Annotated in this window: 12 protein-coding genes; 6 read left to right on the top strand and 6 right to left on the bottom strand. The window is 76.5% G+C overall.

What is annotated here, in order from left to right:
* Positions 1-73: 73 nt before the first annotated feature.
* From menD to ACFU9A_RS06775, 4 genes are all read right to left on the bottom strand, one after another.
* Positions 74-1,894, bottom strand: a complete 1,821-nt coding sequence (menD, locus tag ACFU9A_RS06790; RefSeq protein ID WP_430574496.1) for a 2-succinyl-5-enolpyruvyl-6-hydroxy-3-cyclohexene-1-carboxylic-acid synthase — start codon at positions 1,892-1,894, stop codon at positions 74-76.
* The gene (locus ACFU9A_RS06785; protein WP_430574495.1) at positions 1,891-2,907 is read right to left on the bottom strand and encodes an o-succinylbenzoate synthase; all 1,017 of its coding nucleotides are present in this window, start codon (positions 2,905-2,907) and stop codon (positions 1,891-1,893) included. Before ACFU9A_RS06785 ends, menD begins: the two co-directional genes overlap by 4 nt.
* Positions 2,908-2,971: 64 nt before the next feature.
* Positions 2,972-3,139: a hypothetical protein gene (locus ACFU9A_RS06780; RefSeq protein WP_430574494.1), complete on the bottom strand. Its 168-nt coding sequence runs from the start codon at positions 3,137-3,139 to the stop codon at positions 2,972-2,974.
* Between the two features lie 76 nt (positions 3,140-3,215).
* Positions 3,216-3,482 carry a DoxX family protein gene (locus tag ACFU9A_RS06775; protein WP_430574493.1) on the bottom strand — a complete coding sequence of 89 codons (267 nt, stop codon included), beginning with the start codon at positions 3,480-3,482 and terminating at the stop codon, positions 3,216-3,218.
* 202 nt (positions 3,483-3,684) lie between these two features.
* On the opposite strand from ACFU9A_RS06775, the gene ACFU9A_RS06770 reads away from it, so the two are divergent.
* Genes ACFU9A_RS06770 through ACFU9A_RS06750 form a run of 5 tightly spaced genes read left to right on the top strand, consistent with a single transcriptional unit; the run spans position 3,685 to position 10,046 of the window.
* Positions 3,685-4,083, top strand: coding sequence for a winged helix-turn-helix transcriptional regulator (locus ACFU9A_RS06770; RefSeq protein WP_430574492.1), 399 nt, complete (start codon positions 3,685-3,687; stop codon positions 4,081-4,083).
* A gap of 38 nt (positions 4,084-4,121) precedes the next feature.
* The gene (locus ACFU9A_RS06765; RefSeq protein ID WP_430574491.1) at positions 4,122-5,099 is read left to right on the top strand and encodes a 1,4-dihydroxy-2-naphthoyl-CoA synthase; all 978 of its coding nucleotides are present in this window, start codon (positions 4,122-4,124) and stop codon (positions 5,097-5,099) included.
* A gap of 50 nt (positions 5,100-5,149) precedes the next feature.
* On the top strand, positions 5,150-6,805 hold the full coding sequence (locus ACFU9A_RS06760) for a PQQ-binding-like beta-propeller repeat protein (RefSeq protein ID WP_430574490.1): 1,656 nt from the start codon (positions 5,150-5,152) through the stop codon (positions 6,803-6,805).
* Between the two features lie 22 nt (positions 6,806-6,827).
* Positions 6,828-8,411, top strand: a complete 1,584-nt coding sequence (locus tag ACFU9A_RS06755) for a PQQ-binding-like beta-propeller repeat protein (RefSeq protein ID WP_430574489.1) — start codon at positions 6,828-6,830, stop codon at positions 8,409-8,411.
* 9 nt (positions 8,412-8,420) lie between these two features.
* The gene (locus ACFU9A_RS06750) at positions 8,421-10,046 is read left to right on the top strand and encodes a PQQ-binding-like beta-propeller repeat protein (protein WP_430574488.1); all 1,626 of its coding nucleotides are present in this window, start codon (positions 8,421-8,423) and stop codon (positions 10,044-10,046) included.
* Between the two features lie 34 nt (positions 10,047-10,080).
* Here the strand turns inward: ACFU9A_RS06750 and ACFU9A_RS06745 are convergent, their stop codons facing one another.
* Together ACFU9A_RS06745 and ACFU9A_RS06740 are read right to left on the bottom strand one after the other, a co-directional pair.
* Positions 10,081-11,139, bottom strand: coding sequence for a DUF3048 domain-containing protein (locus tag ACFU9A_RS06745; protein WP_430574487.1), 1,059 nt, complete (start codon positions 11,137-11,139; stop codon positions 10,081-10,083).
* A 73-nt stretch (positions 11,140-11,212) separates the two neighbouring features.
* Entirely contained in the window at positions 11,213-12,319 is a 1,107-nt protein-coding gene (locus ACFU9A_RS06740) for a DUF3048 domain-containing protein (RefSeq protein ID WP_430574486.1), read from the bottom strand.
* A gap of 117 nt (positions 12,320-12,436) precedes the next feature.
* Here ACFU9A_RS06740 and ACFU9A_RS06735 point away from each other — a divergent pair, with 117 nt between their 5' ends.
* Entirely contained in the window at positions 12,437-13,663 is a 1,227-nt protein-coding gene (locus ACFU9A_RS06735) for an AMP-binding protein (RefSeq protein WP_430574485.1), read from the top strand.
* Position 13,664: the final 1 nt, after the last annotated feature.

The raw sequence follows: 13,664 nt of genomic DNA, 5'->3' as shown, positions 1-13,664 counted from the left end.
CTAGGACACCAGCCCATCCTGATGTGGTCCTTGAATCAACCTGAGAAGTTCCTGCGAATCATGTCGTCGCAGGTCAGAGAGTCGCACGGACCGCGGCCGCGACCTTCGCGGCCAGGTCCCTGGACTCCGCGAGGCGGTCGGCGCGCGGCACCCGCACCTCGATGACCTGGACGCCGCGGGTCGGCGCCTGCAGCGCGTGCCGCAGCGACCCGACGTCCAGCACCAGCTGGTGGTCGACCCCGTACCCCGCGCACAGCGGCCCGAGGCTCGCGCCGTGCGGCGTGCCGAAGACCCGCTCGAACGTGGCCGCGCCGTCGTCCGACGCCGCCAGCTCGCCGTGCTCGAGGGTGGCGAAGATCGACCCGCCGTCGTCGTTGACCACCACGATCTCGAGGTCGACGGGCGGCTCGTGCGGACCGCGCAGCAGCCCGCCGACGTCGTGCAGGAACGTGAGGTCGCCGACCAGCGCCCGCGTGCGGCGGCCCTGGCGGGCGACCGCGTGCGCGACGCCGGTCGCGGTCGAGACTGTGCCGTCGATGCCGGCCAGGCCGCGGTTGGCGAGCACGTCCGGCAGGTCGCCCGCCTGCGGGTGGTCGAGCCCGAGGACGAGGTCGAGGTCGCGGACCGGGTTGGAGGACCCCACGACCAGGACGTCGTCCGGGCCGAGGACGGAGGCCACCGCCCGCGCGACGGCGAGCGCCGCGTGCCGCGACTCGTGGAGCCCGGCCGCCAGGGCGTCGTCGCTCGTCGCCGCGGCCACGACGTCGGCCGCCGCCCGACCGGCGGCCTGCCAGCGCGCGAGGAAGCCGTCGTCGCTCCCGGACCTCGTCGCGGGCGACGACCATCGGTCGGCGAGCCGGGGCACGACGGCCTCCGCGTTCCGGGCGGCGTCCGGCCACGGTCCGCCGTCGGGCGCCACGACTGTGACCACGACGCCCGGCCGCCCCAGCAGCCGCTGCACGGGCCGCGACAGCGTGGGGCGGCCGAAGACGACCACGTGCTGCACGTCCTGGACCAGCTCAGCGACCCCCAGCACCGAGCGGTACGCGGCGACGGCGTTCGGGCCTCCGCACGCCCCGGAGGACGGTTCGGCGAGGAGCGGCCAGCCCTGCGCCTCCGCGACGGCGCGCGCGTCCGGCCCGGCGCCGTCTCCCGCCACGACGAGCGTGCGGGCGGGGTCGCCCTGCAGGGCCGGGTCGCTCCCCGGTCCAGGGGCGGGCGGGACGACGGTCGTGCGGCGGAAGCCCTCGGGCCACGTCTCCTCGGGCGGGAGCGGGGACAGCGGGGCGGGCGGGTGCAGCGGGTCGCGGAACGCGAGGTTGACCTGGACGGGGCCGGGGTGGCGGTCGCGCAGCCCCTGGGCCGCGACGAGCGCGCGACCGAGCGTGCCGAGCAGGTCGCGCACCTCGCCGTCGCGTCCGTCCGGGGCGGGCACGTCGACGGCGTACCGGACGGCGGTGCCGAAGATCCCCACCTGGTCGGTGGTCTGCGAGGCGCCGGTGCCGCGGAGCTCGTGGGGCCGGTCGGCGGTGAGCAGCACCAGCGGCACGCCCGTGTGGTGCGCCTCCAGGACCGCCGGGTGGAGGTTGGCCACCGCGGTCCCGGACGTCGTCACGACGGCCACCGGGCGCGTCACCTCGACCGGCGTTCCGCCGGCGTGCCGCAGCAGGGGCTCGCTGCCCCGCGCGAGGCCGAGCGCCAGGAACCCGGCGGACCGCTCGTCGACGCGCACGTGCAGCGTGAGCCACCCCCGCTCGGCCGCCTCGGCCAGGGCGTACGCGAGCGGCGCGGACCGCGAGCCCGGCGCCAGGACGACGTCGTGCACGCCCTGCTGCACGAGGTCGGCGACCACGGCCCGCGCGGCGACGACCGACGGCGGCAGGGCGGCGCTCATGCGGCCTCCTCGAGGAGCGCGGCGAGGCGCCCGTAGCGGGCGAGCCAGCGGTCGCGGGTCCCGGGGTCGGCCTCGGCGGCCGCGAACGCGTCGGCGTCGGGCGCGGGTCGCCGGACCGGCAGGGCGCCGTCGACAGGGAGCAGGGGCTCGGCCACGACGTCGTGCACCAGCAGCTGCGAGGTCGCCAGGCCGCACGCGTACGGCAGGTCGGGCAGCGCGGCCGCGAGCGCCACCCCGGCCGCGAGGCCCACGGACGACTCCAGCGCCGACGACACCACGACGGGGAGGCCCACCTGCTCGGCGAGGTCGAGGCAGGCGCGCACGCCGCCGAGCGGCTGGACCTTGAGCACGACGACGTCCGCGGCGTCCTCGCGCACCACGCGCAAGGGGTCGGCGGCGCGGCGGATCGACTCGTCCGCGGCGACCGGGACGGGCGAGCGCAGGCCGCGGCGCACGGCCGCCAGGTCGGGGACGGTGGCACACGGCTGCTCCACGTACTCCAGGCCGCCGGCGGCGGCGTCGAGCACGGGGATGCGGGCCAGCGCCTCGGCGGTGGACCAGCCCCCGTTCGCGTCCACCCGGACCGCGCCGACGCCCGGGCCGTGCAGCTCGTCGAGCGCGGCGCGGACCGCGGCGACGCGCGCCTCCTCCTCGGCGAGCGGCTCGAGGGGCCCGGGCCGCCCGCCCGCGACGGGGCCCCGCTGGGCGACCTTCACCTTGGCGGTGCGGCAGCCGCCGGACGCGAGCACGATCTCGCGGGCCCGCTCGGGGCCGACGGCGGGCACGGTGACGTTGACGGGAACCCGGTCGCGCACGGGGGCGGGGAAGCCGACGTCGGCGGCCTCGCGCGCGGCGCGCAGCCACGTCGCGGACTCCGCGTCGTCGTAGTCCCAGAAGGGGGACAGCTCGCCCCAGCCGGCGTCGCCCCGCAGCAGCAGGCCGTCGCGGACGTCGAGGCCCCGGAACCGGGTGGTCAGCGGGGTGCGGTACACCAGTTCACGGAGGAGCTGCACGCGTTCAGGTTACGCGGCGCGCGCGCCGGGACGCCGGGTGGCCCCGTCCGCGGGGACGCCCCGGTCAGTCGGTGAACTCCGTCAGACCCGGCTCGAACGACAGCGGGCTGGGAGCGGGGCGTCCACCGATGCGCTGCGCGTCGCGGCGGACCGTCTCGGCGTCGTACACGAAGATCTCGTGCGCCACGTCCTCCGGGTCGACCACGTCGTCGTCGGGTTCCCGCGTGCTCATGCCTCCAGGGTGCGCCCCGGGAGCACCCAGGACCAGGATGACGTCGGGCGCGCCGCGACCCCGTTCGTCGCGACCGTCAGAGCCAGACCGTCGCCAGCCAGGCCGCGAGCCCGCCCAGCACGAGCAGGCCGACGTTGAGCCAGATCGCCCCGGCCTCCCGACGCGCGAGGTGCAGCGTGGTGGCCCCGACCTGCAGCGCGACGAGGCCGACGGCGGCGACGAGCGCGAGCCATGGCGCCACGCCCGTCAAGGGCGGCACGACGAGGCCGACCACGCCCAGCAGCTCGAGCGCACCGATCGTCCGGGTCAGGCCCAGCGGCAGGTCGTCGACCCACGCCATCATCGGGCGCAGCCGGTCGCGGCTCTGCGCGACCTTCTTCCCCCCCGGAATAGAGGTAGACGACGGCGAGCAGTGCGACGACGACCCAGTAGGCGACGGCCATGACGAGCTCCTTGGTTACGCTTGGTAAGTGGCCCCATGATGAGTCCGTGGGGCAGAGCTCACAAAAGGCACACCCGTGTGCGTGACGGCCAGGGAGGTCCACATGTCGTCGTACGAGAAGGCCTGCCTGATCCGGGGGGACGGCGGCCGGACCATCCGCGCGGTGCTCGACCGCGTGGCGGACAAGTGGAGCCTGCTCGTCATCGCCACCCTCGACGGCGGCTCGCTCCGCTTCACCGAGCTCCAGCGAAGCGTCTCCGGAATCTCCCAGCGCATGCTCACGCGCACGCTGCGCGGGCTCGAACGCGACGGGCTCGTGCGGCGCACCGTGCACGCCGAGGTGCCGCCGCGTGTCGAGTACGACCTCACCGCCACGGGCCGCACCCTGATCGGTCCCGCCGTCACGCTCGCCGAGTGGGCCGTCGAGCACAACCCCGAGATCGAGCGGCATCACGCCGAGTACGACCGCCGCCACGCGTCCGGCGAGCCGGCGGCGCCCTGACCCCGCCGCCGTCGCCGGCCCGAGGCTAGGGTGACGCCGTGAGCAGCGCACCACTCCCCCGGCCCGTGTCCCAGACCTTCGACCCCGCCCGCTGGCGCGAGGTCGCCGGGTTCGAGGGGCTCACCGACCTCACGTACCACCGCGGGGTGGAGCGCGACGCGGACGGTGCCGTCGTGCGCGACCTGCCGGTGGTGCGCGTCGCCTTCGACCGGCCCGAGGTGCGCAACGCCTTCCGCCCGCACACCGTCGACGAGCTGTACCGCGTCCTCGACCATGCCCGCATGACGTCCGACGTCGGCACCGTGCTGCTCACGGGCAACGGGCCGTCGCCGAAGGACGGCGGCTGGGCGTTCTGCTCCGGCGGCGACCAGCGCATCCGCGGCCGGTCCGGCTACCAGTACACGACGGCCGAGGACGGCGGCGGCGCGCAGCACGGCGCGGACGCCGTCGACCCCGCCCGCGCCGGTCGGCTGCACATCCTGGAGGTGCAGCGCCTCATCCGCACCATGCCCAAGGTGGTCGTCGCCGTCGTGGACGGCTGGGCCGCGGGCGGTGGGCACTCCCTGCACGTCGTGGCGGACCTCTCGATCGCCTGCCGGGAGCACGCGCGGTTCAAGCAGACCGACGCGGACGTCGGCTCGTTCGACGGCGGCTACGGCTCGGCGTACCTCGCGCGCCAGGTGGGCCAGAAGCGGGCACGGGAGATCTTCTTCCTCGCCCGCGAGTACTCCGCGGACGACGCCGAGCGCTGGGGCGGCGTCAACGAGGTGGCCGAGCACGCCGACCTCGAGGACCTCGCGATCGAGTACGCGCGGACCATCGCGGGCAAGTCCCCGCAGGCCGTGCGGATGCTGAAGTTCGCGTTCAACCTCGCCGACGACGGCCTCATGGGCCAGCAGGTGTTCGCCGGCGAGGCCACCCGCCTGGCCTACCTCACGGACGAGGCCGTCGAGGGCCGCGACGCCTTCCTCGAGAAGCGCGACCCCGACTGGTCGCGCTTCCCGTACGCCTTCTGACGGCCGACCCTGCGGGGGCTGCCTGCGCCCGTCGCCGGTAGCCTCCGGACATGCCGCCCAGGTTCCGTCGCCACGAGCCGATGTCGACGTTCGAGCTCGTGCCGGACGACGAGCGGGAGGACGACGGCCGCCCCGGCCCGGCGGGTGACGACGCCCCCGACGCGGCCCCGCTGCGCCACCGCGCCGCCGAGCGCTGGCGCGGGCTCTCCCGCCGTGGGCGCGTCCTGGTCGCGGGGTCGGCCGCCGTCGTCGTGGTCGCCGTGGCCGCCGCCGCCGTGGTCCCCGGGATGCTCGAGGCCCGCGCCGAGCGCCTGCGCGCCGACGCCGCGCGGGGCCTGCCCGGCGTCGTCACCGACCTGACCGAGCCGCTCGCCGAGACGTGGAAGGTGGCGGCCGGGGAGGGGGGTGTCGCCGTCCTCGCCGACGGCGTGCTGCTCACCTCCGAGGGCACGGTCCTCACCGGGATCGACTCCGGCACCGGCACGGAGATCTGGCAGCAGGACGTCGGGGAGAACCCGACCTGCGCGCCCGGACAGACGTTCGGGCCGCGCGGCGCACTCCCGGCGGAGCGCGTCGTGTGCTTCGGCGGCCCCGACCGCAGCCGCGTCGTCACCGTGCTCGACGCCGCGGGCACCGTCGTCGGCACGCGGGACCTGGACGGCGTGGGAGACCCTCTCGTCGGGGTCGCCTCCACCGAGCCGCAGGCGTGGCCGGCGGCGGACGGGACGATCGCCGTCGTCGCCCCCCTGACCGCCGTCACGGTGCCGAAGCCCGACGACGACTCCCCGGACGCCCTCGTGCGCGCCCTGCGCGGCGCGGGGTGGACCGACCCCACCCTGCGGCTCGAGGACGCGCTCACCGGCGAGACCGTCGCCGAGGCCACGGTGCGGCTGCGGAACGACCAGCTCGAAGGCTGCGAGCGCTACGAGGAGCACGACGGCAAGGTCACCGTGGAAGCCGTGCCGTGGGTCGACACGTCGGCCACCTGGACCAACCTCTACGTCTGCGGCGGGGGCGTCAGCGTCGCCGCCGACGGCGCGGTGCGCGACCTCGCCACGGCCGGAGGCGCTCCCGAGACCCTGCCCGGCGGGGGCACCGTGGTTCCCGGCGAGAGCAGCAGCACCTACTACGACGCCGCCGGGGACGAGGTAGCCACGGTGCCCGGCTGGCCCCTCCCGCCGCCGGTCGACACCGACCCCGACGGCGCGTTCCTCTCGCTGGAGGGCCCTGCGCAGGACGAGGCCGGCCTCGGTGTCGACAGCGGGGCCGCCACGCGGGACGGCGGCAGCGGCCTCCGCCTCACGGCGTCCGGCCGCGACGGCAGCGCGCTGTGGTCGGTGCCGACCGAGGGCTTCCCGTCGGTGGCGGCACGGGTGGCCGGCACGGTCGTGGTCACGGACGACGCCCGGGTCTTCGCCGTCGACGCCGCGACCGGAGCCGAGCGCTGGTCGCTCGACGACACCCTCGAGCGCGACGACCAGGGTGTGGGCGAGCAGGTCGACGGCGTCGTCACCGACGGCACCCGCGTGCTGCTCGCGATCTCCGACGAGACCGGCTCCGACCCGCGGCTGCTGGCCCTCGACGCCCGCGACGGCCGCACCGTCTGGCAGGCGGACCTCCGGGGGAACCTGGGCACGCTCGTCGCCGTCGACGGGCACGTGGTGATGATCTCGGGCACCGGGACGGGCGCCCGCGGCCTCGGCTGAGCAGGCTCGATACCCTCCCTCCATGCCGCCGAGGTTCCGTCGCCCCGAGCCGATGACCACGTTCGAGCTCGTGCCCGACGACGAGCGCGAGCCCGACGACCTGCCCGGCATGCCCGACCCCGACGACGACCGACCCGGCCGCCTCGCCGCGCTGCGCGACCGCGTCGCCGACCGCTGGCGCCGCCTGTCCCGCCGCAGCCGTGCCACGATCGCCGCGTCCACCGCCGTCGTCGTCCTCGCCGCCGCCACCGCCGCCGTCGGTCCCGGCGTGCTCGACGCCCACGACCAGCGCCAGCGCGCCGCCGCCGTCCGCGGCCTGCCCGGCGCCGTCGACGACCTGTCCCAGCCCCTGGCGGAGACCTGGGACCTCGGGAGCGGCGGCACCACAGGGACCGTCCTCGCGGACGGGACCGTCGTCGTGACCGACGGCGAGGACGCCGTCGCCGCCGACCCCACGACGGGCCGGGAGCGGTGGCGCCGCCCGGTGGGCCAGGCCCCGCGGTGCGGGGCCGCCGTGACCATGGGCGCGGTGCGACCGGCCGTGGCCCCCGACGTGCTCGTCTGCGTCGGCGCGGCAGCGGGCGGTCCGCAGGTCACGGCGCTCGACCCGTCCGGGGAGGTGCTCGGCACGCGCACGGTCCAGGGGCGGGAGGTCCTGCCGGCCGGCGACGGAGCCGTCGCCGTCGTCGCTACGACGTCCAGCCTGTCGGTCTCCGTCCCGGTCGAGGCCGACGAGGCCGAGCGGCTCCGGGCGGTGCAGCGCGCCGGATGGCACGCCGTGACGTTGCGGCTCGAGGACGCCGTCACCGGGGATGTGCGGGGCGTGGCGTCCATCGCCCTCGACGACGTGGACCTGCAGACCTGCGGCTACCAGGACGGCGGGGACTCCGAGATGATCCTGGAGCTCGACCCCTGGACCTTCGCCGGCGACCTCACGACGACCCAGGTCTGCGACGCCGTCGTCGCGCTCACCTCCACGGGAGCCGAGATCCCGGTCGACGACGACCTCGCGGGCTGGCCGGCGTCGCTGCCCGACGGGCGCGTGTCCGTCCCCGGCCGGCAGAGCCGGATCTTCGACACGTCCGGAGCCCTCGTCGCGACGGTGCCCGGCGCGGTGATGTCGCCCCTCGTGGACGACCAGCCCGACGGCCCGCTCGTCGCGATCGGCGTGGACCGGACCGGGCAGGTCGACGGGCGGCTGACGTCCGTGACCGACGAGGGCGACGTGGTGTGGTCGCACGACGTCCGGACCCTGACCTCGGTCGTGGCCCGCGTGCGCGGGACCCTGGTCCTCGTCGACGGTGGCCGCGTCGTCGGCCTCGACGCCGCCACGGGAGAGGAACGCTGGGCCGGGGAGAAGGTGATGCGCGGCGGCGCCGAGGGCCCCGGCGAGTACGTCCTCGGCGCGGTCACCGACGGGACGCGGGTCCTCCTCGTCTCGACGACCTTGGACGGCACCACCCGGCTGGTCGCCGTCGATCTTCGCGACGGTGCCGTCGCGTGGACGCGCGAGCTCGAGGCGTCGCCGCAGCGCATCGTCGCCGCGGGGGGACACCCGGTGCTGCTGGGCACGGACGGCGCGGCCGCCCATGGTCTCGGCCGATAGCCTCCGGCCATGCCGCCGAGGTTCCGTCGCCCCGAGCCGATGACCACGTTCGAGCTCGTGCCCGACGACGAGCGCGAGCCCGACGACCTGCCTGGCATGCCCGACCCCGACGACGACCGGCCCCGCCGCCTCGCCGCGCTCCGCGACCGCGCCGTCACACGATGGCGGCGCCTGTCCCGACGCAGCCGTGCCACGATCGCCGCGTCCACCGCCGTCGTCCTGCTCGCCGCGACCACCGCCGCCGTCGGCCCCGGCGTGCTCGACGCCCACGACCAGCGCCAGCGCGCCGACGCCGTCCGCGGCCTGCCCGGCGCCGTCGACGACCTGTCGGAGCCGGTCGCCCCGACCTGGTCGCTGCCCGGGGGCTCGGACCTGGAAGCCGTGCTCCCGGACGGGGTGCTCGTCGCCGGTGACGGGCGAGGCGTCACCGCGGTGGACGCCGGCACCGGCGAGACGGTGTGGGAGCACGTGTTCGACGGGGGTGGCCGGTGCGGGACCTCCCCCGCGTTTCCGCCCGAGGCGCCCGAGATCACGGAGACCGTGGTCTGCGTCAGCGACGCCGGGTCCACCGCGACAGTGCTCGACGCCGACGGCTCGGTGGTCGCCGAGCGTGAGCTGGACTGGAGCGACCTCATCCGGTCCGGGGCCCGCCCCGTCCACCGCCAGGCGTGGCCGGCGGCCGGAGGAGCCGTCGCCCTGCTCGACACCCGCACCGGCGACACGTCCTCCGTCGAGTGGCACGAGGGGGACGACCCGGCGGCCGCACTGCGCAGCCTGCGCGCCGCGGGCTGGCGCGACCCGACGCTGCGGCTCGAGGACGCCCGCACCGGCGAGGTCCGCGCCGAGGTCACCGTCGCGCTGAGCCCCCACGACCTCACGGCCTGCGGCATCATCGAGGACGCCGCCGGGTCCAGGCTGTCCCTCGACGCCTACGTCACGGCCATGCCCACCTACACCGTCGTCAGCGCGTGCAACGTCTCGCGCGTCCTCACCGCGACCGGGGCCGAGATCGAGCGTGACGACGTCGCGGCCTCGATCTCCTCGATCGCGGGGGGCGGCTATCTCGTGTCCGGCGACACCAGCACGCTCCTCGACGCCGACGCCGAGGTCCGCTCGACCGTGGACGGATGGGTCGTGACGCCCGCGCTCGACACCGCACCGGACGGCCCCGTGCTCGCCCTGCGCGCCACACCGGACGGCGACACCGCGACGCTCGTCGCCGTCGGCGAGGACGACGAGGCACTGTGGGCCCACCCGATCACGACGCTCAGCGTGCCCCTCGCGCGGGTCGGGGACACGGTGGTCGTCGCGGACGAGTCGTCGATCACCGGGCTCGACGCCGACACCGGGGTCGAGCGGTGGTCGCTCGACCAGATGGCCGACGACCCGACGACCGAGGGGTACGTCGCCGGCAGGGCGACCGACGGGACGCGCCTGCTGCTGGCGATCCCCGCAGCCACGGTCATGGACGCCGAGACCGGCGAGATGCGCTCCGGCTTCCGCCTGGTCGCCGCGGACCTCCGGGACGGCACGATCGCGTGGGAGTCGCGCGCCGACGACCACGACCTGTGGGGCATGTACACGGTGGGCGGCCACCTCGTGACCGGCGGCGAGACCGTGTCCGGGCTGGGCTGAGGGCTGGGCTGAGGGCGGCGCAGGGGCGGCGCGCTCAGGAGATCTCCCAGCTCCCGCCGTCCTTCGGGACGAGCTCGATCCACGTGTTGCCCGGGTCGAGCTCCACGGGCTCGCCGTCCCGCGTCAGCTCCACGGGGGACTTCTGGTCCTTCTTCGACCACTGCACCGGGACCGTCTTGCCGCCCGTGGCGAGCACGCCCTTGCCCTTCCCGACCAGCTCGGTCTTGGGCACGGGGTTGCCGGCCGGGTCCTTGTACGTCGTGTTCACCACGTCGACGGACAGCAGCAGCACGTTGGTGGCGGCCAGCCGCTTCCCCGCCGACGAGACCGACTCCTGCGAGCCCTCGCTGCGCAGCCACTGCTTCTGCTTGCCCGACCAGTCCCACACGCTGTGCTGAGCCGGGCTGAGCTTCGCGTCGACGGTGGCGGCCGCCGACCCGTCCGCGCTCGCCGTGCCCTCTCCCGCCGCGTCCGCGTACCGGAACTGGGCGGGCGGGGGCGCCTTCCGGTCGCCGTCCGCCTGGTCGAGGAAGGCCTGCATGTCGCCGACGACGTTGTGCGGGGCGGCGCGGTCCGGGTCGCGGGAGAAGCCGGCGTCGCCGCGGTCCATGATCACGGACTGCGTGCCGGACTTCTCGACCTCCTTGATGAAGGGCGCCTGCCCGCCCGAGTAGGCGAGGATGCCGCCGAGCGGGGCGACGACGTCGGGGTCCATCGGCCGCACCGAGCGCACGGGCTCCACCGTCTTCGGGACGTGCGAGTGGTAGACGGCGACGAAGCGCGTGATGCCGCCCTCGACGACCTCCTCCCAGACCATGTCCGCGTCCTCGAGGCCCGTCTGCGGCCGGGCCTGCGGCGCGTTCTCGATCTTGACGGCGAGCGCCGGACGGGCGGCGACCTCGTCCGACGGCACGCCGGTGAGAGGCCAGGCCGGCGGGATCTCCGGCGCGGGCGGAGCGCCCTTGTCCGCGGTCGTGTCCGGCGACGCGGTGGGCGCGGGCCCGCCGGACGAGCACGCCCCGAGCGCCAGGACGGCGGCCACCGCGAGGGCGGCCGCGGCGCGGACGTGGGGCGTGCGGTGCGTGGCGGTCATGCGTCCTCCGGAGGGCGGCGGGCTGTGCTCGCGGTCACACCTCACCGTATGTCGCCGGCCCCCGGATCCGGCGTCAACTCACCCGCCAGGACCCGCTCCCGCGCGGCACCAGCTCGATCCACAGGTTGCCCGGGTCGAGCTTCGCCGGCTTCCCGCCGGGCGTCGTGAGGACGATCCGCGAGCGCGTGCCCTTCTTCTTCCAGGTCACGCTCAGCGCCTTGCCCCGGGTGAGCAGCACGCCCTTCCCCGTGCCGACCATCTGCGTCTCGGGGACGGGGGCGCCGCTGGGGTCGCGGTACTTCGTGTTCTTCATCGCGACGGACAGGACCAGCACGTTGCGGGCCCGCAGCTGGCTCCCGGAGGACATCGACGGGGTGGAGCCGTCGTAGCGCGCGTAGGTCGCGGTCTTCGCCTTCCACCGCCACACCGTGCGCTGCGCCGGCGAGAGCCGGACGTCGGCGACGTGACCGCGGCGGTCGTGGGTCGCGGCCGACCCCTGCCCGGCCTTCGCCGCGTACGAGAACTGCGCGCGCGGCGGCGTCGCGCGGCTCTTGTTCGCCTGCTTGGCGAACGTCTTCACCGAGCCGTAGACGTTGTGGGGCGCGTAGCGGTCCCCGCTGCGCCAGAAGCCCGGGTCACCGCTGTCCATCGTCACGGACTGCACCCCCGCCTTCCCCACGGCGCGGATGAACGGCGGCTGCCCGCCCGAGTAGGCAAGGATCCCGTGCATCGGGGCCACGATCGCCGGGTCCATCGGGCGCACGGACCGGACCGGGCCGACGGCGGACGGCAGGGACGAGTGGTAGACGGCGACGTAGCGGCTGATCCCGCCCTCGACCACCTGCTCCCACACGATGTCTGCCGACTGCAGGCCACGCTGCGGGCGCGCCGCGGTGGAGTTCTCGATCTTCACGGCGACGGCGGGGCGGGCCGGGACCTTCGCGGTCCCCGTCCGCTTGCCCGTCAGCGGCCACACCACCGGCTTCGGCTTGGGCTTGGGCTTCACGGGGTCGGGCGGGGTCGCCTTGGGCACGGCGACGTCAGGGGCCGCGGTGACGGTGGGCGGGGCGGCCGGCTCGCCCGCGCCGCAGGCGGCCGTGGTCACCAGCGCGAGCGCGACGAGCGCGGCGGCGGCTCCGGTCCGGGCGCGGCGGGCACCGCGGGCCGGGGTGCGGGGCATCGTGGGCATCCTCGACGTCCTCCTCGACGTGCGTCCGGCGTCGGCCCGCGGGCTCCCCGGGCCGGGACCGGACCACCCTACGGCAGCCCGCCGCCGGCCCGGACCTACCCTGGTGCGGTGCCCGGTCCCTCGCTCCCCCCGCCCGTCGGCGCGCTCCGCGACGCCCTGCGCGCCGCCCTCGACGGCGGCCCCGCCGTCGTCCCGCTCCCCCGGACGACGACGGGCGCGCCGCCCGCCGGGACGGCCCTCGTCGTGCGCACGTCCGGCTCGACGGGCACGCCTCGCGAGGTGGCGCTGACGGCCGACGCCCTGCGCGCGTCGGCGACGGCGACGCACGAGCGGCTCGGCGGTGCCGGGCACTGGGTGCTGACGCTGCCGCCCACCCACGTGGCCGGCCTTCAGGTGCTGGTGCGGTCGGCCCTGGCGGGGACGCCGCTGACGGCCGCCGACCCCGACGCCCGCTTCACGCCCGACGGCCTGGCCGACCTGCTGGAGCCCGCCCTCGCCGGCGACGGGCCCGTGTACGTCTCCCTCGTGCCCACGCAGGTGCACCGGCTGCTGGCCGCGGCCCGCGACGGCGCCGCCCGCGGCCTGGCGGCGCTGGCCCGGTGCGGTGCGGTGCTGCTCGGCGGCGCCGCGTCCCCGCCCGCGCTGCTGGCGCAGGCCGCGGACGCCGGGGTGCGCGTCGTCACGACGTACGGCATGTCCGAGACCGCCGGCGGGTGCGTCTACGACGGCGCGCCCCTGCGCGGCGTGCGGGTCCGCGTGCGTCCCGCCGACCCGTCAGGTCCGGCGCGGGGTGTACCGAGCACCGAGCCTGACGGCTCGGGGGCCGTGGGGGTCGTGGAGCTCGGCGGGCCCACCCTTGCCGCGGGGTACCTGGGCGACGACGCCGCCACGGCCGCCGCGTTCCGCACCGACGACGACGGGTCGCGCTGGTTCCGCACCTCCGACCTCGGCCGGCTCGCCCCCGACGGCACGCTGCAGGTGCTCGGTCGCGCGGACGACGTCGTCGTGACCGGCGGCGTGAACGTGGCCCCCGCGCCCGTGGAGGCGCTGGTCGGCGAGCTGCTGGGGGGCGAGGCGTGCGTCGTCGGCGTCCCGGACCCGGAGTGGGGGCAGGCCCTCGTCGCCGTCGTCGCGCTCCCCTCCGCATCGAGCGTGCTCGCGCCGCTCGCCCCCGACGACGTGGCGCGGGTGCGGGCCGCCGTCGCGACTAGGCTGGGTGCGCCGTCCGCGCCCCGCCGCGTGTACCGGGCGCCCGCGCTCCCCCTGCGCGGTCCCGGCAAGGTGGACCGCGGCGGCGTCGTCGCCCTCGTCCGCGAGCACGAGGCGCGCGCCTGAC

Origin of the sequence: Isoptericola sp. NPDC057653 (assembly GCF_042799955.1) — a bacterium.
GTDB lineage: Bacteria > Actinomycetota > Actinomycetes > Actinomycetales > Cellulomonadaceae > Isoptericola.
The sequence above is the reverse complement of the archived record's forward strand: the minus strand, read 5'-3'. Positions and strand labels throughout refer to the sequence as shown.